This is a genomic window from Streptomyces fructofermentans (assembly GCF_014651055.1).
Lineage (GTDB): Bacteria > Actinomycetota > Actinomycetes > Streptomycetales > Streptomycetaceae > Streptomyces > Streptomyces fructofermentans.
In genome coordinates this window covers 348,922-366,834 of the sequence record NZ_BMWD01000003.1, presented here as the reverse complement: position 1 = coordinate 366,834, position 17,913 = coordinate 348,922, and the positions used below count along the sequence as shown (strand labels likewise).

Genomic DNA, 17,913 nt, shown 5'->3' with positions numbered 1-17,913 from the left:
TCGGCTCGCCCGGGTGCCGGTGGGCCGATCGGTTCTACCCTGGAGGCATGTACGCGCGAAGGCGCCACGTCTACTTCGCCATGATGGGCACCTGCATCGGGCTGTTCGTGCTCGCCTGGGGAGTCGTACGGCTCTGGTCGGTGCCCGTGGCCGTCGGCATGTGCGTGGTGGCCATGGTGATCCCGCCGGTCGCCGCGATGACGGCCAACCGCAGGGGACCCGACGACCGGTGGTGGGACGACCCCTCCGGCGACGCGAAGTCCGACGAGTGGTGGGACGAGCTGGACGGCAGGAAGCGCCGCCAGTAGAACGGTCCCCATGGCGCGCATCAAGGTGTCCACCGTCGTGCTCGACGCGCACGACGCGCACGAGCTGGCCGACTTCTACTGCCGGCTCCTCGGGTACGAGGTCCGCGGCGACGAACCCGACTGGGTGCTCGTCGGACCACCCGAGGGCGTCGAGGGCGTCCTGCTCGCCTTCGAGACGGAGCCCGCGTACGTGCCGCCCGTCTGGCCCGACCGCGGGCCCGGAACCCAGCAGATGATGCTGCACCTCGACATCGAGGTCGACGACCTGGAGGGCGGGACCGCCCGGGCGGTCGCCGCCGGCGCGGTGCTCGCCGCGTACCAGCCGCAGGACGACGTCCGCGTGCTGCTCGACCCCGCCGGGCACCCCTTCTGCCTGTGGCTGCCCGCGGACCGGCTGCCGGCCGATCAGTAGACGAGCGCCTGCGTCCCGTCGGCCACGGCCTCCTGGACGAAGACCTGGGCACCGGCGATCCGCACGCCCTCGATCACGTCCTTCTCCGTGATGTCCCGGCGGGCCGCGCACTGCGTGCACAGGGTGAGCCGGCCGCCGGCCAGGACCGAGTCCAGCAGATCCGGCAGCGGCGCCGCGTGCGGGAGTTCGAACCCGGCCGCGCGCCCCGGCAGGGCGAACCACGCGGACTCGCCGGTCAGCCAGAGCGACACCTCCACCCCGCTCGCCACCGCGACCGCCGCCACCGTGAACGCCTGGGAACAGCGCTCGGGGGCGTCCGCACCGGCCGTCACTTTGATCACGAGCTTCTTAGCCATGGCCGAATCGTAGTCCGAATCGTGATCAACTCCGGTGCAACCTCATGTGTATGCCATGGGTCTCCTGTGCGCGCGGATACGGAATCCGTGCTTCGCGTTCTGTGAGGGGACGTCTTGGAAGTCTCGGAAGTACCCGAAGTACCCCAGGATCCGGAGAACCGGGAGGTCACGGGCGCTTCGGCGACCCCTGGGACGCACGCGACCCCTGTGGCGCCCGCGGACACCGCTGTGCCTGCCGTGCCTGCCGTGCCTGCCGCGCCGGCTGTGCCCGCTGCATACGCCGTGCCTGTTGTGCCTGTTGTGCCTGTTGCGCCGGCCGCTCTCGTGTCCGCCGCGGCACCCGACGGGCAGGACGCGGCCGGCCGGGCCGTCCCGCGTCCGCGCCGGCGGGGGCGCACCACGCTGCTGATCGCCGCGGCCGCCGTGCTGGGACTGCTCGCCGGCACCTGCGCCGGCTACGTCGTCCAGGCCGGCCGGACGCCCACCGAACTGCCCTCGCTGTCGCAGCGGTCCGTCCCGCAGGCCAAGGGCAAGGGACCCGAGCCGCTGTCGGCCCGCCAGGACCGCCGTGTGAAGACCGAGGGCGATCTGCGCGAGCTGCTCCTGAAGCGCCCGAAGGGCGCCCGGGACGGTTTCGAGGAGGGCACCGACGGCTGGCTGGAGCTGGCCGCCTACGCGGACTCGTACGAGAAGCCCGGCGAGGCCTTCAGCAACCTCGTCGAAGCGCAGTACCGGCGGGCGGCCGTCACGAGCTGGCAGGTGGGCAGCACGTACGCCGTCGGCATCCGCCTGGTGCAGTACCGGCAGGAGGAGTACGCCGGCGCCGCGGACCACGTCGAGGGCGCCCGCTTCTGGGCCGAGAAGGAGAAGAGCACCCGGAGCTGGCCCGTCCCCGGCACGGGTGACGGCCAGGTCTTCGTCCACGACCGGCCGGAGACCGAAGCGGGATACCTCCCGATCTACGCCGCCGAGGCGCACGCCTGGCGCGGCGACGTGGCCATGGAGATCTGGATCTACGACACCAAGCCGATCCCCAAGGGGAAGATCATGGACCTGGCCGAGCGTCAGATGGAGCGGCTGTGAACGAGAACCCCGAACAGCCTCAGCCCCCGGTGACGCCCGAGCCCGCCGCGGCAGCCGAGCCGGTGACCGTGCCCGAGCCGGCGGCATCCGTGCCGGAGCCGGTGGCCACGCCCGAGCCGGTGGCGGCCGTGCCCGTGCCCGGCGTCCCGTTCGAGGGCGTTCCCGCGCCCGCGTTCGTCCAGCCCGTTCCCGCGCCCGTGCCCGGGCCCGTGAACAGGCCCCGCCGCCGCGGCCTCATCGCCGCAGTGGTGGGTTCCGCGCTGCTCGCCGGTGCGGTCGTCGCGGGTACCGGCTACACCGTCGTGACGGTGAACGAGGCCGACCGTGACGCGGGCTCGCCCGTGTGGGACTTCCCGAGGACGACGGCGGACGACGACGACGAGCCGGCGCCCGCCACCGGTCTCGCGGCCATGCTCGTGCCGTACGACGAGGAGGACGGCTGGGGCCGCGGCCCCGACCTCGGCGAGTACGGCTCCGACGTGCACATGAGCGGAGCCCAGGCGGCCGACGTGCGCAAGGAGTCCTTGCGCGACCTGCCCCGCTCGCAGCGGCGCAGGCTGGAGCGGGAGCTCGACAAGCAGCGCATCGAGGGCATGGCCATGCGCAGCTACCTCGGTCCGAAGGCCGACGAGTACGTCGGTTCCGACGAGGGGTTCACGGTCAGCGTGGTGCTGTCCCGGATGGAGAGCAGGGCGGCGGTCAAGGGTGCCGCCACCTTCCAGGGCGAGTTCCTCGACACCCTGGACCTCTTCCGCAAGGGTCCGGCGATCAAGGGCCACAAGAACGCCAAGTGCTTCCTGCCGCCCAAGGCCGCCGACCAGAAGCTGGACCTGATGTTCTGCTCCGCGTACGTGGGGGACGTGCTCGTGAGCGCCACCGCGTCAGGCGTGAAGCCACTCGACACCAAGGGGGTCGCGGTGTTCCTGCGCACCCAGCTGGACCGCATCACGGACCCGGGGGAGGCGGTATGACCGAGCAAGGAACCGAAGAGCGCCCGACGGCGAGCACCACGGAACCCGCGGCCACCGCGCCCGCGGCGCCCGCACCCGTGGTTGCCGAGCCGGTGGCGCCCGCACCCGTGGTGGCCGACACCGCGCCCGCCGCACCCGTGCCCGCACCTGCGGCGCCCGCAGCCGTGGCGGACGCGCCCGTGGCCGGTGGGCCCGCCGGCGCCGCACCCGTGCCCGCCGGGCCGGTGTTCGGTGAGCCCGGCGCAGAGCCCGGCGCCGGTGTGCCGGCGTACCCCGCGCCGCAGGCCGGCTTCGGCCCGCACGTGCCCGGGGGGTTCCCGCCCGGGACGCCTCCGGCGAGGAAGGACCGCCGGGTGCTGCGCGCCGTCCTGCGCTGGACCGCCGCCGTGCTGGTCTTCGCGGCCGCCGGCTCGGCCGCGGCCTACGGCGTCACGGAGCGGGAGCGCACGGACCTGCCGGGCCTCGCCACCGAGCACGACGGACGCTGGGACTATCCGCGGCTCACCAGGCCGCCGCTGCCCTCCGGCAGCCCCGGCCCCTTCGCGGAGTCCAACAAGGCGGGCAGCCACCACGCCGACCTGCGCGAACTCGTCCTCCCCGCCCCCGAGGGCGCCGAGGACGACAAGGCCCTGCGCGGCGAGGACGGCTGGCTGGCGACGAAGGACTTCCTCGCCGAGTACGCGGAGAAGGACGACCGCGAGGAGCTCGGGCAGTCGTTCAAGGACAACGGCCTGCGGCACATCGCCGCCCGCGGCTGGACCATGCCGGACGGCACGCACACGCGGATCTACCTGCTCCAGTTCAATACGGCGGCTGTCGCCGAGGAGCTGTTCGCGCCCGGACTGACGCACTACGAGAACCCGGAGTACGAGGCACGCGGCGCCGAGGAGTTCGCCCGGGACGAGACGTTCCCCGAGGCGTCCCAGGTCAGTGACGTCGTGCGCTACCCGTACGCCGAGGTGAAGCCGTACGGGGCGGAGCAGGTCAGGCTCGCGTACCTGTCGGCGGGCGACACCATCGCGGTCGTCGCCCAGTCCCGCAAGGGCACCGCCGAGGGCCTGCCGTTCCGGCAGACGGTCGTCCTGCAGAGCCAGCTCCTGGGCTGACGCGCGCGGACCTCGAGGAGAGCGCCGGTCCCCACCCGACTAGAGTGGGGACCGGCTCTGTACCGCCCATCACCGTGTCACCCGAGGAGCACCCCGTGCTTGAGTACTTCTTCGAAGCTCTGCTGGTCCTGGTCTGTGTCGGCGTCCTCGCCTTCACCGGGCTGGCCGTGAAGAAGCTGTACCAGGGCCAGCGCTGACCCCCATCAAGGAACTGCCGACCTCATGATCGAGATCCCGTCCGACCTGCACAAGGACCTCGTCCCCCTCGCCTTCCTGCTGGGCAACTGGACCGGCGCGGGCGTCCACGACTTCCCCGGCGACGAGAAGTGCAACTTCGGCCAGGAAGTCAGCTTCACCCAGGACGGGCGTGACTTCCTGGAGTACCACTCGCACACCTGGGTCCTCGACTCCGAGGGCAACAAGGTGAAGCCCCTGGAGTCCGAGTCCGGCTTCTGGCGCATCGACAAGGACCGCAAGGTCGAGGTCGTGATGGTCCGCGACGACGGTGTCGTCGAGATCTGGTACGGCGAGCTGGCCGACAAGAAGCCGCAGATCGACCTGGTCACCGACGCCGTCGCCCGGACGGCCGCCGCGGGCCCCTACAACGGCGGCAAGCGCCTGTACGGCTACGTGAAGAGCGACCTCATGTGGGTCGGCGAGAAGCAGACCCCCGAGGTCGAGCTGCGCCCCTACATGTCGGCGCAGCTCAAGAAGGTCGTCTCGCCGGAGGACGTCGAGCGCTGGGCCAAGGCCCTGCCGGACGACATGCCGGACGACGGGATCGCTTTCTTCAAGTAGTCCTAGACTTTCGGGTGTGGTGAGCACTGGAAGCACTGACTGGAAGAGCGACCTGCGGCAGCGCGGCTACCGGCTGACGCCGCAGCGGCAGCTCGTGCTCGAAGCCGTGGACACCCTGGAGCACGCGACCCCCGACGACATCCTCGTGGAAGTGAGGAGGACGGCGTCGGGGGTCAACATCTCCACGGTGTACCGGACCCTGGAGCTCCTGGAGGAGCTCGGGCTGGTGTCCCACGCGCATCTCGGGCACGGGGCGCCCACCTACCACCTCGCGGACCGGCACCACCACATCCATCTGGTCTGCCGTGACTGCACGCATGTCATCGAGGCGGACATCGAGGTCGCCGCCGACTTCGCCGCCAAGCTCCGCGAGACCTTCGGCTTCGTCACCGACATGAAGCACTTCGCGATCTTCGGCCGCTGCGAGGACTGCACGGCCCGCGGTGGCGACGCGGACCGTGCCGACCGTGCCGACGGACAGGACGGCGGGTCCGGTCCGGACGGGAAATAAAAACGGCACCCGTTCGGTCGTAGGCTGTGTGGATATGAAGAGCCCCCTCCTGTCGCTGCCCGGTGCCGTCTCCGCCGAGGGTGTGGACGAAGGTGTCGCCGCCCACTACGGCGACCTGTTCCGGGAGCAGCGCTCCCTCGCCGACGGCACCGGTTTCGTGGACCTCTCGCACCGGGGGGTCGTCACCGTCACCGGCGAGGACCGGCTCGCCTGGCTGCACCTGCTGCTCACCCAGCACGTCAGCGACCTCCCGGCAAACCTGGCCACGGAGGCGCTGATCCTCTCCGCGAACGGCCACATCGAGCACGCGCTGTACCTCGTCGACGACGGGACCACGACCTGGGCGCACGTGGAGCCCGGCAGCCAGGAGGCACTGCTCGCGTACCTGGAGTCGATGAAGTTCTTCTACCGCGTCGAGGCGGCCGACCGCACCGCCGACTTCGCCGTCGTGCACCTCCCGGCCGGCTCGATCGCGCAGGCCCCCGAGGGGACCGTCGTGCGCGAGACCCCGTACGGGCGCGACCTGTTCCTGCCGCGCGGTGACCTGGAGGCGTTCGCCGCGGACACCGCGACGTACGGGCCCGCGGTCGGGCTGCTGGCCCACGAGGCCCTGCGCGTCGAGCACCACCGGCCGCGGATCGCCTTCGAGACGGACCACCGGACCATTCCGCACGAGCTGGGCTGGATCGGCACCGCCGTGCACCTCCAGAAGGGCTGCTACCGGGGCCAGGAGACGGTCGCCCGCGTGCAGAACCTGGGCAAGCCCCCGCGCCGGCTGGTCTTCCTGCACCTGGACGGCAGCGAGGTCCATCTGCCGCCGCACGGCGCCGAGCTGCGCCTCGCGGACGACGGCCCCGACGGGCGCCGGATCGGCTTCGTCACGACCTCCGCGCGCCACCACGAGCTCGGGCCGATCGCGCTGGCGCTCGTGAAGCGCAACGTGCCGCTGGACGCCCGGCTGATGGCGGACACGACGGCCGCGGCGCAGGAGGTCGTGGTCGAGCCCTAGCGGCCGCCGCCCGCGCCGCCACCTCGACCGGTCGCGCCGACCCGTCGCACCGACCGGTCACATCTCCAGGAGCACGGTGAACGGGCCGTCGTTCGTGAACGAGACGCGCATCTGCGCCCCGAACCGGCCCGTCGCCACGGTCGCGCCCAGCGAGCGGAGCTGCGCCACCACCTCGTCCACGAGGGGTTCGGCGACCTCGCCGGGAGCCGCCGCGTTCCACGTGGGGCGGCGGCCCTTGCGCGCGTCCCCGTACAGGGTGAACTGGCTGATGACCAGGAGCGGGGCGCCGGCGTCCGAGCACGAGCGCTCGCCGCTCAGCATCCGGATCGACCAGAGTTTGCGGGCCAGCCGGGCCGCCTCCTCCGCGGTGTCCTCGTGGGTCACCCCGACCAGGACGCACAGGCCCTCGCCCTCGATCTCCCCGACCGTCTCGCCCTCGACGACGACGCTCGCGCCGTCCACCCTCTGCACCACCGCACGCATGCGGACCATCATGCCGTGCGTCCCGGCAGCGTCCGTACGGGGTCTTCTTATTGATCCTTAACCCCCCATCTGGGGCCGATCGGGGGCACTCGGTCACATAGCGGCCACTTGGGGTGGCACGATGCTCACACACGCCGGTCGAGGGGACGGTAGAGGCACATGAGCACACCGAGTACGGGGCAGTCACCCGGAGTCGTGTCACTGATTCGGAGGGAGCCGCCGTCATCGTCTTCTGCATCACCGTCACCGTCGGTACCGCCGACTCCTTCGGCGGTACGCGGCGCGTCCGCCGTGCGCCCGCCCACCCAGCGGACGGACAGCCCGGTCCCGGGCCCGATGCCTGAACGGCTGGAGCGTCCCGGCGCGGAGTCCCCGCGCGAGCCGGCGCTGGACGTCCTGCGACTGCCCGAACTGCGCGCGCTGCGCCGGGACGCACAGCGTGACGAGGCCGATCTGAGCTATGTGCGGCGGCTGCTCCAGGGGCGGATCGACATCCTGCGGGCCGAGCTGGGACGGCGTACCGGACCCGTGCAGAACGGGGCCGGACCGCGTGCGCCGCACGCCGTCGACGCGGCGTCCGTGGTCGCGCGGCTGTCGGAGATCCTCACGGACGCGCCCGCCCGCCACAGGTCGTCCGCACGGCACGTGACCGTGGGCACCCCCCACCGGGAGGAGTACCGGCGGCTGGCCGCCGACATGCTCGCCGAGGTCGAGCTGTCCGACCTCCGGGCCCGTACGGACCTGGAGCTGAACGCGGCGATGGGGCGGCTCGTGCGGTACGAGCGGCAAGTCTCGCGGCGGCGGCAGCAGCTCCAGCGGACGGCGGACGACTGCAGCGCGGAGATCGCCCGCAGGTACCGTGAGGGTGAAGCACAGGTAGACGACCTGCTCATGTGACGCGGTGGCCCCGGGGGTGACCGGGGCCCGCGGCGGCAGTGGCCCGGGACCGCGGTGCACACGGCGGCTCCGGCCGGGCGGGTCCCGCTCTGGAAGGCCACCCCGATGTCCGCGTCCCCCTCCGGTCCCGAACCCCTTCCCCGTCCCGGGCACCCGTCCGGACCGCGCCTCGTCCCGGGCCCCGGCTCCCGGCCCGGCCCCGCCCCCTCTCCCGGCCCCGCCGCCCTGACCGGTGCCGACGCGGAGTCCGCCGACGCGGTGCCGCCCGTCCTCGCCGAGGTCGTACGGTCCGGATTCGTCGAGAGCCGGCACCGGGGGAGCCTGGTGGTCCTGGGCGCCGACGGCTCGGTGGACCTGGCGCTCGGCGACGTCGGGGCGCCCGTCTTCCCGCGGTCCGCCAACAAGCCGATGCAGGCGGCGGGCATCCTGCACGCCGGGCTGGACCTGGCGGGGGAACGGCTCGCGCTGGCGGCGGCCAGCCACTCCGGTGAGCCGTTCCACCGGGATCTCGTGGTGAAGATGCTCGCCGAGAGCGGGCTCTCCGAGGCCGACCTGCGCTGCCCGGCCGATCTGCCGCTCGACCCGGTGGAGGCGGAGGCGTACCTCGCGGGCGGGGGTGTGCGCGAGCGGGTCACGATGAACTGCTCCGGGAAGCACGCGGCGATGCTGGCCGCGTGCGTGGTGCGCGGATGGCCCACGGAGTCGTACACCGAGCCGTCCCATCCCCTCCAGCACGGGATCCTGACCGTCGTCGAGCAGACCGCGGGCGAGCGGGTCGCCGCGGTGGGTACGGACGGCTGCGGGGCTCCGCTGCTCGCGATCACCCTGACCGGGCTGGCCCGGGCGTTCCGCTCCCTGGTGCTCGCCCCCGAGGGGTCCGCCGAGCGGCGGGTGGCCGACGCGATGCGGGCTCATCCCGAGTACGTCGCCGGAACGCGGCGCCCCGACACCCGGCTGATGCGGGAGCTGCCGGGAGCGCTGTCCAAGATGGGCGCCGAGGCCGTGCAGGCCGTCGCGCTGCCGGACGGGCGGGCGCTGGCGTTCAAGGTGGAGGACGGGGCGGTGCGCGCCCTGAGCCCCGTGCTGGCGCGCGGGCTCGCGCTGATGGGAGTGCGCACGGTGCCGGGCGCGGTGGGTCCGGTGCCGGTGCTGGGCGGGGGGACCGAGGTCGGGGAGATCCGGGCGGTGTTCTGAACCGGGTGCCGGTGCGGGCGACGGGTGCCGGGTCGTGGTGTGCGGGGTCGTGGGGCGGGGCGGGCAGCGGTCGCGAAATCCGGGCGACACCCGCCGTACGGAGTGCCTAGCGTGGCTCCATGAGCCCCCGCAACGCCATTGACGTACGACCGATCGCCGAGGACGAGATCCCGGAGTGGATCCGCGCGCTGAACACCGGTTTCCTGCGACCGCCCAGCGTGAAGGAGAGCGAGGTGGCGGACCGGAGCACGTACCTCGTCCCGGCCCGCACGCTGGGGGCGTTCGACGGCGGGCGCTGCGTGGGCACCTTCCGTTCGTTCCCGCAGCAGCTCACCGCCGTGGGCGGCACCGCCGTGGCGGCCGACGCCATCTCGAACGTCACCGTCACCTCCACGCACCGCCGCCGCGGCATCCTCACGCGGATGATGGCGCAGGACCTGGCGGCCGCCAAGGAGCGCGGCGACACCGTGGCGACGCTCATCGCGGCGGAGTACCCCATCTACGGGCGTTACGGCTTCGGCGCGGCGACGGCCGCCGCCGAGTGGACGATCGACGTGCCGAGGGCGGGGCTCGACCGGCGCTGGGCCGGACCGGACGACGGCGGGCGCATCGATCTGGTCGACGGCGACGACGTACGCAGGACGGGGCCGGAGCTGCACGAGCGGCTCCGCCGGACCCTGCCGGGCGCGATCGACCGCGACGAGCGCTGGTGGCAGGTCAGAACCGGCGTGCTGACGCTGGACCGCAGTTCCTGGACCGAGCCGTTCTACGCCGTGTACCGCGACGCGCGCGGCGAGGTGGAGGGGCTGCTCGCCTACACCGTCGACGACCAGTGGGGCGACGCCAAGCAGCCGAACGACACCGCGAGGGTCAAGGACATGATCGCGCTCACACCGGCCGCGGAGCGCGCCCTGTGGCGGTACGTGTGCTCCGTCGACTGGGTCACGAAGGTCCGGACGGGCTGGCGGGCGCCCGACGACCTGGTGCCGCACCTGCTGCCCGATCCGCGGGCGGCCCGCATCACCACGCAGGCGGACTGGCTGTGGGTACGGGTCCTGGACGTCGTGGCGGCGCTCGAGGCGCGGACGTACACGGGTACGGGCTCGCTCGTGCTGGAACTCGTCGACCCGGCCGGGCTGTGCGGCGGGCGGTACCGGCTCGACGCGTCCCCGCAGGGGGCCACCTGCACCCCGACCACGGAGAGCGCCGCACTCACCATGGACATGGGCGAGTTGGGGTCCCTGTGGCTGGGCGACGAGTCCGCGGTGCGGCTCGCGGCGCTGGGCCGGGTGCGGGAGGAACGAGCGGGCGCCGGCTCTGCCGCCGACGCCCTGCTGCGCACGTCCCGGCGTCCCTGGTGCCCGGACATCTTCTGACGGCGGGTGCCGCCGGGCCGTTCTGCTCGTCTCCCTTCGGGTGGGCGACCCCGGGCCCCGGTGTCCCGGTGGGTCGGTGTCCGGTGTGCGCGGACCGGTGTGTCTGCCGGGTGGGCCGGTCCGCGGACTGCTGATCCGTAGCGATTCAGTTGTGGGTGCCGCTGCACGGGCCGGACGAACGATCGATCCGGTCCGCGTGGTGCTGACCGACCGGGCTCCCGGCTCCCCTCCGGAAGGGAGCCCGGTCAGCCGGACTGCCGGACGACGGGGCGCCGGCAGTCGGACTCGGGGGTGTGGTTCAGCCCGACTGGGCGAGCAGCATGACGAGGATCACGGCTCCGATCCCGCCGATCATGGTGTTCCTGGCCTTGATGCCGACGGTCAGGGCGACGAAGGCGATGATCCCCATCGCTCCGAACTTCAGCTGGAGAAGCTGCTCGAAGCCGATGACGAGGGCGGCGACGGCGAGGGCGATGAGCGGCATGCGGTCCCTCCTTCGGGACGGGGAGGCGGACCCCCGTTGGGACCGGCCACCTGGTCGGACGTGACGTCTCTGGCAGCCAACCCCTGGGAAGCTTGACCATGTTGCCCAAGTTGGCGACCAACTTCATTGAAGTTATCTCCGCTTGGACACGTCTCATAACCACCTTCTCGACAACTGCCCAAAGATGGCGGGAAGTTGTAGTGTTTGGTTGTGGACCCGGAACACGTCGCCGTCAATGGGCGGAAGAGGTCACAGCGGCCACAGAGGTCACACCGCGAGGTCGCCGACGAGCTGCGCAGCCGGATCAGGTCCGGAGAGCTGCGGCCTGGACAGCGCATGCCCACACAGGCCAAGTTGGCCGACGAGTTCGGCGTCGAGCGGGGGGCCGTGCGCCAGGCGTTGCGCATCCTCCAGACGGAGCAGCTGCTGTCCAACGTGTCCAAGGGGAGCCCCGCGACGGTGGCCCAGGACGTGGGGCGTGCCCTGACCGGCCCCGGAGCCGCGCCGCAGCCCACCATGGTGGCGCTCGCGTCCCGCGTCACGGCGGCCTTCGGGGCCCCTCACGTGGAGATCGACGCCCTGTGCCTGACGGCGGTCTCCCTGACCCTCGCACTGGGGGAGCCGCTGCGTCTCATCCACGAGGGGCGAATGAAACCAGCCAGGGTCGACGTCCGCATCCTGCTGCCGTCCCGCGACATCGACCTCGCGTTCCCGGCCCCCGTGGACGCCGCCGACGACGGCGTCCGCCTGCGGCGCCGCTGGCTCGAGCAGCGCAACGCCCAGGGCCGGGTGCTCAAGCACAACCTGCGGGCGCTGCGAGCCACCCACGACGTGGACGTGCACATCGAGTTCCGGGCGCTGCCGTTCACCCCGCCGGTGAAGCTCTACCTGCTCAACGGGTCCGAGGCGCTCTTCGCCTACTACACGCTGGCCCGGCGCAGCGAGGAGATCGACCACGAGTACCTGGAGATGTACGACGCGGAGGGGACGCAGTCCACGCTCTTCCCGTTCGAGCACGGGGACGGGCTGAGGGACACGACGTTCGTGGAGCAGTCGCACCTGTGGTTCAACGCACTGTGGGAGACCATCAGCTCGGAGCTGGTGCTCACGGGCTGAGGTCTCCCACGGGTCCGGGGGGTCTCAAGGGTCGGACAGTTCCGGCAGGTCAGGCAGGTGCGACGGGCCTCCCGGACCTGCACCGGATCGTCGGCGGCGTCCTCGCAGGTCCCGCGGGCCCTGCGGGCCGTACGGACCGCACGGGCTCCGCGGGTCACAGGGCCGGGCCGGCGAACATCAGGGCGAGCACGACGGCACCTATCGAGCTGCACGTGGGGTTCTTCGCCTTGATCCCGATGCTGAGCAGCAGCAGGCCGACGATGCCGCTGGGCCCGTACCGCCACTCGACGAACTGCTCGAAGCCGATGACGAAGACGGCGGACAGGAAGGCTATGGCGGGCATGGGTGGATCCTCCTTCGGTCGTGCGGGGCGGCAGGAGCGGGAGGTGCGGGCGGTGCGTGGCGGGCCTGGAGAGGCGCGGAGCCTTCCCAACTGCCAACTGCTCGCGAGAGGAAGCAAAACTTCCGCCATCTTCGTGAAGTTGGCAACCAACTATGCTTAAGTTATCCCCAGTTGGTACCTAGTCATAAACAACTTTCAAACAACTCCCCATAGATGGGGCGAAGTTGTAGCGTTTGGTCGTGACCCAGGAGAACGTGGCAGTGAACGGCAGCAGAAGGCTCTCGCCCCAGGAGATCGCCGACATCCTGCGGGACCGCATCCGCGTGGGTGAACTGCGCGCAGGCGACCGCCTGCCCACCCAGGCCGAACTCGCCGAGGAGTTCGGAGTGGAGCGGGGCACGGTCCGCCAGGCCCTGCGGGCGCTCCAGGACGACGGGTTGCTCAGCAACGTCAGCAAGGGCAGCCCGCCGCGGATCGCGGAGGTCGCGCCCGCGCGCGAGGAGCCCCAGCCGACGATGGTGGGGCTCGCGCCGCGGCTGGCCGAGGCCTTCGCCGCGCGGCACGTCCGGATCGACGCGGCCTGCCTCACGGCGGAGACCCTGATGCTGGCCCTCGCCGAACCGGTCCGCCTGATCCACGAGGGCCGTATCCGCCCCGAGTCGATCGACGTGCGCATCCTCCTGCCGTCGCGGGACATCGCCCTGGCGTTCCCGATCTCCGTCGAGGTCCAGGAGGGCGACGACGACCCGGTGCACAAGCGCTGGCTGGAGCAGCGCAACGCGCAGGGTCACGTGCTGCGCCACAACCTCCGTGCGCTGCGCTCCTCGCACGGCATCGACGTCCGCGTCACGTTCAGGGCCCTGCCGTTCACGCCGCCCGTCAAGCTCTATCTGCTCAACGGGGCCGAGGCCCTGATCGCGTACTACATGATCACCAGGCGCGAGGAGACCGGGGACGGCGGAAAGCTCGACATGTACGACGCGCTGGGCTCCAAGTCGCTGCTGTTCTCCTTCGAGCACCGGGCGGGCCAGCGCGACGCCGCGTTCGTCGAGCAGTCCCAGAAGTGGTTCGACGCCCTCTGGGAAACCATCACCACTGACCTGACACTCTCCTAGTGACTCCTGATACGACGCAGAACGAACGCGCGACAGAAGAGACCGAGCTGCTGCGGAGACTGATCACGGGGGCGCGGTTCGTGCTCTTCGACTTCGACGGGCCGATCTGCCGGCTGTTCGCGGGGCATTCGGCGGAGACCGTGGCGAAGGAACTGGTGGACTGGCTGGGGCGGCAGGGCCTGCGCGGCCTGCTGACCGAGGAGGAGCGCGTCCACCCCGATCCGATGGCGGTCCTGTACGCGGTCGACGGCCGCCATCCGCGCAGCGACCTGGTCGCCGAGCTGGAGGGACGTCTCACCCAGCAGGAGCTCAAGGCGGTCGCCTCCGCCTGGCCGACCGCGTACGCGGACACCCTGATACGGACCTGGAGCGCGGTCGGCACGCGGCTCGCCATCGCGACCAACAACTCGCCGCGCACCGCCGCCGGTTACCTGGCGGGCCGCGGCCTCCTCGAATGCTTCGCCCCCAACATCTACGGCCGGACGCAGAACCTGCACGACCTCAAGCCGAATCCGCACTGCCTCGTCCGGGCCCTGAATTCCATGGGCGCGGCCCGGGAGGAGGCGCTCATGATCGGCGACACCCCCACCGACCTCGATGCCGCCCGCAGGGCCGGTGTTCCCTTTCTGGGCTACGCGCGTAACGAGGAGAAGGGGAAACACCTGAAAGAGGCGGGGGCCGAGTGCGTGGTGAATTCGCTCGAACCGGTTCTCGGAGTCGTCCGCGCGGTCTGAGGCCGGTCGGGAATTCGCCGGCAGGAAGCCCGACCGGCCGGCCCGGGCGGTCGAACTCCTTTGCCAAATGCGTATTTCGTTGCGGGTGCGTCCGCTATGTCACCGTGGGGCGCGGCTTCGCCGCTATTGTGCGACGACGCACCGAGTGTCTCGGGCGGACGGGCATCCGTGCGTCCCGACGGTGCGACTGGATGAAACGGTTCTGACACGCTACGACTCACCGCGGGTATAGCGTGCCCCCACCTTCTATCGGCTGGTCCCAGAAAGAACGGGGCAATGTCACGCGTATCGCCTACGACCCGGCGTCGTGCCGACGCTCTCAGCGTTGATCCGGACGCGGTCGAAGGGCCCCTTTGCGGGTACCACCATGAGACGTACGTCTTCCCGGTGTCGCCGGAAGCCGGGGCCGAACTGCAGGGACGGTGGAAGATCAGGGAGCCGCGCGACAGGCTCCTCCATTTCGACCGGCGCTGCTTCAAGGCCGAGGAACTGCTGCTGGGCGAACTGCAGTCGCGCATGGACGTCATTCCCGAGGTCGCTCGACTGGGTGGTGTCGAACTGCAGCGCTTTGTCGAGGGCGCGACGCTGGGTGAACTCCACCCCTCCGGTGGGGCCGTACCGGACGAGGTGCTCGGGCAGATCCTCGACGTCTTCCGGGCGCTGGCGGGCATCACCTCCGGCCAGGTCCACGTGGAGCGGAAATGCGAGCACAAGGACCGCGCGATGGAGGGGGACAGCGCGGGGTTCCTGGAACGCCTCGTCTGTTTCACCGAGGAAAAGGTCTACGAGGCAAATTCGGCCGACTACGGCAGGCTTTTCGCCGACCTCCGTATCGAACCGGATTGCTTCCAGTACCTCAGGAAGCATGTCGCCGGTCTGCGGGAGAGGCCGTTCTGCCTTCTCCACGCCGACCTCCATCGAGAGAACCTCATCATCGATGAGAAGCGGAAACTCTGGGTCATCGACTGGGAACTGGCGATGTTCGGCGATCCGTTGTACGACCTCGCCACGCACCTGTACCTGATGCGCTACCCGGAGAACCAGGAGCGGTCGCTGATCGAGCGCTGGCGAGGGACCGTCGACGCCGTGCGCGAGGGCAGCTCCGAGGGCTGGCGGGAGGACCTGCCCAAGCTGCTCGCCTACAAGCGGGCGCAGTCCCTGTTCACCGATGTCATCCGCGGGACGCAGTCCCTGCCGGCCGGACGGCGGCTGGACCGCCGCCGGCTCCGGGCGGTCACCTGGAAGGTGTGGGACGTGCTCCGCGCGGCAGCGGGGCCCCTCGGCCTGGCCGATCCGCCCGGACCTCTCGAGATCGAGGCGGCGGTGCTGCGCTGGTGGCGGCGTACGAGGACGGATCCGGTGGGAGCGGGCGGTGCGACGGGGCCGGGATGACACCGGCAGTCTCCGGGACCTCTGCGACGGGCTGGCCCGGCTGGCGGCGTGCGGGGGAGCCGGGGGCCGGGGGCATCACAACCAGAACTTCTTCCTGGTGCCGGACGAGGAGTCGGCCCGGCGTCTGGGCTGCGGGGCCGGGGAGTACGTGACGGTACGCATCCGACGACCGGACGTGGTGCCCGTGGTCATCCGCACCTGGCAGCACGAGGCCGAGATACTGGACGCCGTGGCAGGGTGCCTGCCGCGACACGCGCCCCGGTGTCTCGCGAGCAGCGGCGGGACGTCCGTCCACAGCTACGTCGAAGGAGTGCCCCTCTCCGCGGTGTGCCCGGACGGGACGGCCGTGGCCCAGCCCTTCGTCGAGGAGCTGGTCGCGCTGATGGCGCGAACGGCCCGGGTTCCCCGGGAGGCGCTGCCGGCACTGCCGCCCGACTGGCCCGCCGACGACACGGACAGCCGGGGGTTCCTGCACACGCTCGCGGTCCGTGCCGACCGCCAGGTGCGGGAGCCCAACTGGGCCGCGTTCGGGGCGCTCTTCGAGGAGCTGGGTGTTCCCGAGGACGCGATGGTCCGCTTCGCCGACCGCCTGCCCGCCATGACCCGCCGCCCGTTCGGGCTGCTCCACGCGGACCTGCACCGGGACAACGTGATCGTCACGCGCTCGGGCTCCCCCGCGCTGGTGTGCGTCGACTGGGAGCTCGCCTCGTACGGGGATCCGCTGCACGACCTCGCCGTCCACCTGGTGCGGACGCGATACCCCGAGGGCCGGTGGGACCGGGTCGTCGGCGCCTGGCACCGCGCGCTGCGGCGCACCGGCCCCGACGCCGTCGCCGGGGCGGCCGAGGACCTGCGGGTCCACCTCGACTTCGAGCGGGCGCAGTCCGTCTACCCGGACGTGATCCGCGCGGCCCAGTCCCTGCCGGCCGAGCCGGGCCGCCGGGCGCTCCCCGGTGCGGCGGCCGCGGTCCGCGGGGCGCTGGAGACCGCTTCGCGACCGCTCGGCCTCGGCGCGGTGCCGTCGCTGCCGGCCGTCGAACGGGCCCTCGCGCGGTGGCGGCGGCTCACCCCCTCAGCAGCACCTTCCCCACCAGTCGCCGCTCCTCCACCGCCGCATGGGCCCGGGCCGCGTCCTCCAGGGGGAACACCTCGCCCACGACCGGCCGGAGGCCGCCCTTCGCCGCCTCCGTGAGGGCCGAGGCCGTCAGGCGGGCGAGGTCCGCTCGGGCGAAGCGGACGTCCGCGATGCCGAGGAGCGTGATGCCCCGGGCGGCTGCGCGGTCCGCGTCCGGGGTGCTGAAGGCGCCGGTCGGGGCGCCGTGGGCCGAGAAGCGGCCGCCGTCCGCCGTCAACGGGAAGGCGCGGGCGCCCGGTTCGCCGCCGACCCCGTCCAGGACGACGTCCGCCGAGCCGTCGGGACCGCCCAGGGCGTGGCGGGCGAGGGCCGGCCAGTCCGGGTCGTCCGCGTCGACCGCCGCGTCCGCGCCCAGTTCGCGGACCAGCGCGAGCTTCCGCGCGCCCCGGGCCACCCCCACCACGCGGGCGCCCCGCGCGTGCGCGAGCTGCACCAGGAGCGTGCCCATGCCGCCGGACGCGCCGAGGACCAGGACGCGGTCCGTCTCCGTGACCGCCGTGAGTTCGATCAGCCCGGTCGCCGTGACGCCGTCGTGGACCAGGGCCGCCGCCGGGAGCAGGTCCAGCGCGTCCGGTACGACCGTCAGGGCCGGGACGGGCGCGACGGCGCGTTCCGCGTAACCGCCCGTCACGAAGGACGTGACCCGGCGGCCCAGCCACTCGGCCGGGACCTCGGGACCGAGGGCGGCGACCACTCCGGACACGCCGCCGCCGGGGACGTACGGCGGTGTCACGGGGAAGAACTCGCGGCCCCAGCCGGACCGTATCTGCGTCTCCACGAAGATCGTGTCGGTGTACGCCACGTCGATCAGGACCTCGCCCGGGCCGGGCACGGGGTCCGGGACGTCCGTCGTGACCAGGACCGAAGGGTCGCCGAAGCGCGTCACCAGGGCTGCTCGCACAGGGAACTCCAGAGGCAGAAGGGGTCGGCGCCCGCAGTCTCCGACCTCGAGCGGGGTTGAGGTCAAGGGGAGGGCGGGGCGGCGAAGGTGCGTAGGCTCGGGGCATGGCCGAAACGGGTGCGCGAGGCGCTGAGGGCGCGAAGAGTGACGGAAGCGTCCCGGGCGCGGGCCGGGCGGGCGGCGCCCCGG

General features: G+C 72.1%; 20 protein-coding genes and 1 pseudogene. 16 read left to right on the top strand and 5 right to left on the bottom strand.

What is annotated here, in order from left to right; all coding sequences use genetic code 11:
* The first annotated feature begins 47 nt into the window (after positions 1-47).
* Positions 48-308 (top strand): DUF3099 domain-containing protein, encoded by a 261-nt coding sequence (locus IE265_RS06585; RefSeq protein WP_190034394.1) that lies wholly within the window; start codon positions 48-50, stop codon positions 306-308.
* Between the two features lie 10 nt (positions 309-318).
* Positions 319-720 carry a VOC family protein gene (locus IE265_RS06580; RefSeq protein ID WP_190034393.1) on the top strand — a complete coding sequence of 134 codons (402 nt, stop codon included), beginning with the start codon at positions 319-321 and terminating at the stop codon, positions 718-720.
* On the opposite strand, the gene IE265_RS06575 is transcribed toward IE265_RS06580, so the two are convergent.
* Positions 714-1,076 carry a DsrE family protein gene (locus IE265_RS06575; RefSeq protein WP_190034392.1) on the bottom strand — a complete coding sequence of 121 codons (363 nt, stop codon included), beginning with the start codon at positions 1,074-1,076 and terminating at the stop codon, positions 714-716. The genes IE265_RS06580 and IE265_RS06575 overlap by 7 nt on opposite strands.
* A gap of 300 nt (positions 1,077-1,376) precedes the next feature.
* Between IE265_RS06575 and IE265_RS06570 the strand changes: the two genes are divergently transcribed.
* From IE265_RS06570 to ygfZ, 6 genes are all read left to right on the top strand, one after another.
* Complete coding sequence (locus tag IE265_RS06570) at positions 1,377-2,159, top strand: hypothetical protein (protein WP_308434776.1); 783 nt, start codon at positions 1,377-1,379, stop codon at positions 2,157-2,159.
* The gene (locus IE265_RS06565; protein WP_229916063.1) at positions 2,156-3,130 is read left to right on the top strand and encodes a hypothetical protein; all 975 of its coding nucleotides are present in this window, start codon (positions 2,156-2,158) and stop codon (positions 3,128-3,130) included. The genes IE265_RS06570 and IE265_RS06565 overlap by 4 nt, the downstream gene beginning before the upstream one ends.
* Positions 3,131-3,432: 302 nt before the next feature.
* A complete protein-coding gene (locus tag IE265_RS06560) occupies positions 3,433-4,236 on the top strand; it encodes a hypothetical protein (protein ID WP_229916073.1) in 804 nt (267 codons plus the stop codon).
* A 222-nt stretch (positions 4,237-4,458) separates the two neighbouring features.
* Positions 4,459-5,034, top strand: a complete 576-nt coding sequence (locus IE265_RS06555) for a heme-binding beta-barrel domain-containing protein (RefSeq protein WP_190034391.1) — start codon at positions 4,459-4,461, stop codon at positions 5,032-5,034.
* Positions 5,035-5,050: 16 nt separating this feature from the next.
* The gene (locus IE265_RS06550; RefSeq protein ID WP_190034390.1) at positions 5,051-5,545 is read left to right on the top strand and encodes a Fur family transcriptional regulator; all 495 of its coding nucleotides are present in this window, start codon (positions 5,051-5,053) and stop codon (positions 5,543-5,545) included.
* A gap of 34 nt (positions 5,546-5,579) precedes the next feature.
* The gene (gene ygfZ, locus IE265_RS06545) at positions 5,580-6,554 is read left to right on the top strand and encodes a CAF17-like 4Fe-4S cluster assembly/insertion protein YgfZ (protein ID WP_190034389.1); all 975 of its coding nucleotides are present in this window, start codon (positions 5,580-5,582) and stop codon (positions 6,552-6,554) included.
* A 57-nt stretch (positions 6,555-6,611) separates the two neighbouring features.
* Here the strand turns inward: ygfZ and dtd are convergent, their stop codons facing one another.
* Positions 6,612-7,037: a D-aminoacyl-tRNA deacylase gene (gene dtd, locus IE265_RS06540; protein ID WP_190034388.1), complete on the bottom strand. Its 426-nt coding sequence runs from the start codon at positions 7,035-7,037 to the stop codon at positions 6,612-6,614.
* Positions 7,038-7,196: 159 nt separating this feature from the next.
* On the opposite strand from dtd, the gene IE265_RS06535 reads away from it, so the two are divergent.
* The 3 genes from IE265_RS06535 to IE265_RS06525 all read left to right on the top strand — a co-directional run bounded on the left by IE265_RS06535 (position 7,197) and on the right by IE265_RS06525 (position 10,504).
* Entirely contained in the window at positions 7,197-7,934 is a 738-nt protein-coding gene (locus tag IE265_RS06535; protein WP_190034387.1) for an RsiG family protein, read from the top strand.
* Positions 7,935-8,039: 105 nt separating this feature from the next.
* Positions 8,040-9,128 carry an asparaginase gene (locus tag IE265_RS06530; protein WP_190034386.1) on the top strand — a complete coding sequence of 363 codons (1,089 nt, stop codon included), beginning with the start codon at positions 8,040-8,042 and terminating at the stop codon, positions 9,126-9,128.
* Between the two features lie 119 nt (positions 9,129-9,247).
* Positions 9,248-10,504 carry a GNAT family N-acetyltransferase gene (locus IE265_RS06525; RefSeq protein ID WP_190034385.1) on the top strand — a complete coding sequence of 419 codons (1,257 nt, stop codon included), beginning with the start codon at positions 9,248-9,250 and terminating at the stop codon, positions 10,502-10,504.
* Between the two features lie 298 nt (positions 10,505-10,802).
* Here IE265_RS06525 and IE265_RS06520 read toward each other — a convergent pair whose 3' ends face one another.
* On the bottom strand, positions 10,803-10,988 hold the full coding sequence (locus IE265_RS06520) for a hypothetical protein (RefSeq protein WP_190034384.1): 186 nt from the start codon (positions 10,986-10,988) through the stop codon (positions 10,803-10,805).
* 204 nt (positions 10,989-11,192) lie between these two features.
* On the opposite strand from IE265_RS06520, the gene IE265_RS06515 reads away from it, so the two are divergent.
* Positions 11,193-12,104 carry a winged helix-turn-helix domain-containing protein gene (locus IE265_RS06515; protein WP_190034383.1) on the top strand — a complete coding sequence of 304 codons (912 nt, stop codon included), beginning with the start codon at positions 11,193-11,195 and terminating at the stop codon, positions 12,102-12,104.
* Between the two features lie 154 nt (positions 12,105-12,258).
* Here IE265_RS06515 and IE265_RS06510 read toward each other — a convergent pair whose 3' ends face one another.
* The gene (locus IE265_RS06510; protein ID WP_190034382.1) at positions 12,259-12,447 is read right to left on the bottom strand and encodes a hypothetical protein; all 189 of its coding nucleotides are present in this window, start codon (positions 12,445-12,447) and stop codon (positions 12,259-12,261) included.
* A gap of 233 nt (positions 12,448-12,680) precedes the next feature.
* On the opposite strand from IE265_RS06510, the gene IE265_RS06505 reads away from it, so the two are divergent.
* The 4 genes and pseudogenes from IE265_RS06505 to IE265_RS39230 form a co-directional block, all read left to right on the top strand.
* A complete protein-coding gene (locus IE265_RS06505) occupies positions 12,681-13,562 on the top strand; it encodes a winged helix-turn-helix domain-containing protein (protein ID WP_190034381.1) in 882 nt (293 codons plus the stop codon).
* Complete coding sequence (locus IE265_RS06500) at positions 13,562-14,296, top strand: HAD family hydrolase (RefSeq protein ID WP_190034380.1); 735 nt, start codon at positions 13,562-13,564, stop codon at positions 14,294-14,296. Before IE265_RS06505 ends, IE265_RS06500 begins: the two co-directional genes overlap by 1 nt.
* Positions 14,297-14,683: 387 nt before the next feature.
* Entirely contained in the window at positions 14,684-15,688 is a 1,005-nt protein-coding gene (locus IE265_RS06495) for a phosphotransferase (protein ID WP_308434775.1), read from the top strand.
* Positions 15,669-16,511, top strand: a pseudogene (locus tag IE265_RS39230) (aminoglycoside phosphotransferase family protein); the annotation flags it as partial. The gene IE265_RS06495 and the pseudogene IE265_RS39230, both read left to right, overlap by 20 nt.
* Before the next feature lie 241 nt (positions 16,512-16,752).
* Here IE265_RS39230 and IE265_RS06490 read toward each other — a convergent pair.
* Positions 16,753-17,724, bottom strand: coding sequence for a zinc-binding dehydrogenase (locus IE265_RS06490; RefSeq protein WP_190034378.1), 972 nt, complete (start codon positions 17,722-17,724; stop codon positions 16,753-16,755).
* Positions 17,725-17,913: the final 189 nt, after the last annotated feature.

Excerpts from the sequence above, each read along its gene's own strand:
- ygfZ (WP_190034389.1), top strand. The coding sequence starts at position 5,580 with ATGAAGAGCCCCCTCCTGTCGCTGCCCGGTGCCGTCTCCGCCGAGGGT.
- IE265_RS06575 (WP_190034392.1), bottom strand. The coding sequence starts at position 1,076 with ATGGCTAAGAAGCTCGTGATCAAAGTGACGGCCGGTGCGGACGCCCCC.
- IE265_RS06530 (WP_190034386.1), top strand. The coding sequence starts at position 8,040 with ATGTCCGCGTCCCCCTCCGGTCCCGAACCCCTTCCCCGTCCCGGGCAC.
- IE265_RS06555 (WP_190034391.1), top strand. The coding sequence starts at position 4,459 with ATGATCGAGATCCCGTCCGACCTGCACAAGGACCTCGTCCCCCTCGCC.
- IE265_RS06510 (WP_190034382.1), bottom strand. The coding sequence starts at position 12,447 with ATGCCCGCCATAGCCTTCCTGTCCGCCGTCTTCGTCATCGGCTTCGAG.
- IE265_RS06525 (WP_190034385.1), top strand. The coding sequence starts at position 9,248 with ATGAGCCCCCGCAACGCCATTGACGTACGACCGATCGCCGAGGACGAG.
- IE265_RS06580 (WP_190034393.1), top strand. The coding sequence starts at position 319 with ATGGCGCGCATCAAGGTGTCCACCGTCGTGCTCGACGCGCACGACGCG.
- dtd (WP_190034388.1), bottom strand. The coding sequence starts at position 7,037 with ATGCGTGCGGTGGTGCAGAGGGTGGACGGCGCGAGCGTCGTCGTCGAG.
- IE265_RS06585 (WP_190034394.1), top strand. The coding sequence starts at position 48 with ATGTACGCGCGAAGGCGCCACGTCTACTTCGCCATGATGGGCACCTGC.
- IE265_RS06520 (WP_190034384.1), bottom strand. The coding sequence starts at position 10,988 with ATGCCGCTCATCGCCCTCGCCGTCGCCGCCCTCGTCATCGGCTTCGAG.
- IE265_RS06535 (WP_190034387.1), top strand. The coding sequence starts at position 7,197 with ATGAGCACACCGAGTACGGGGCAGTCACCCGGAGTCGTGTCACTGATT.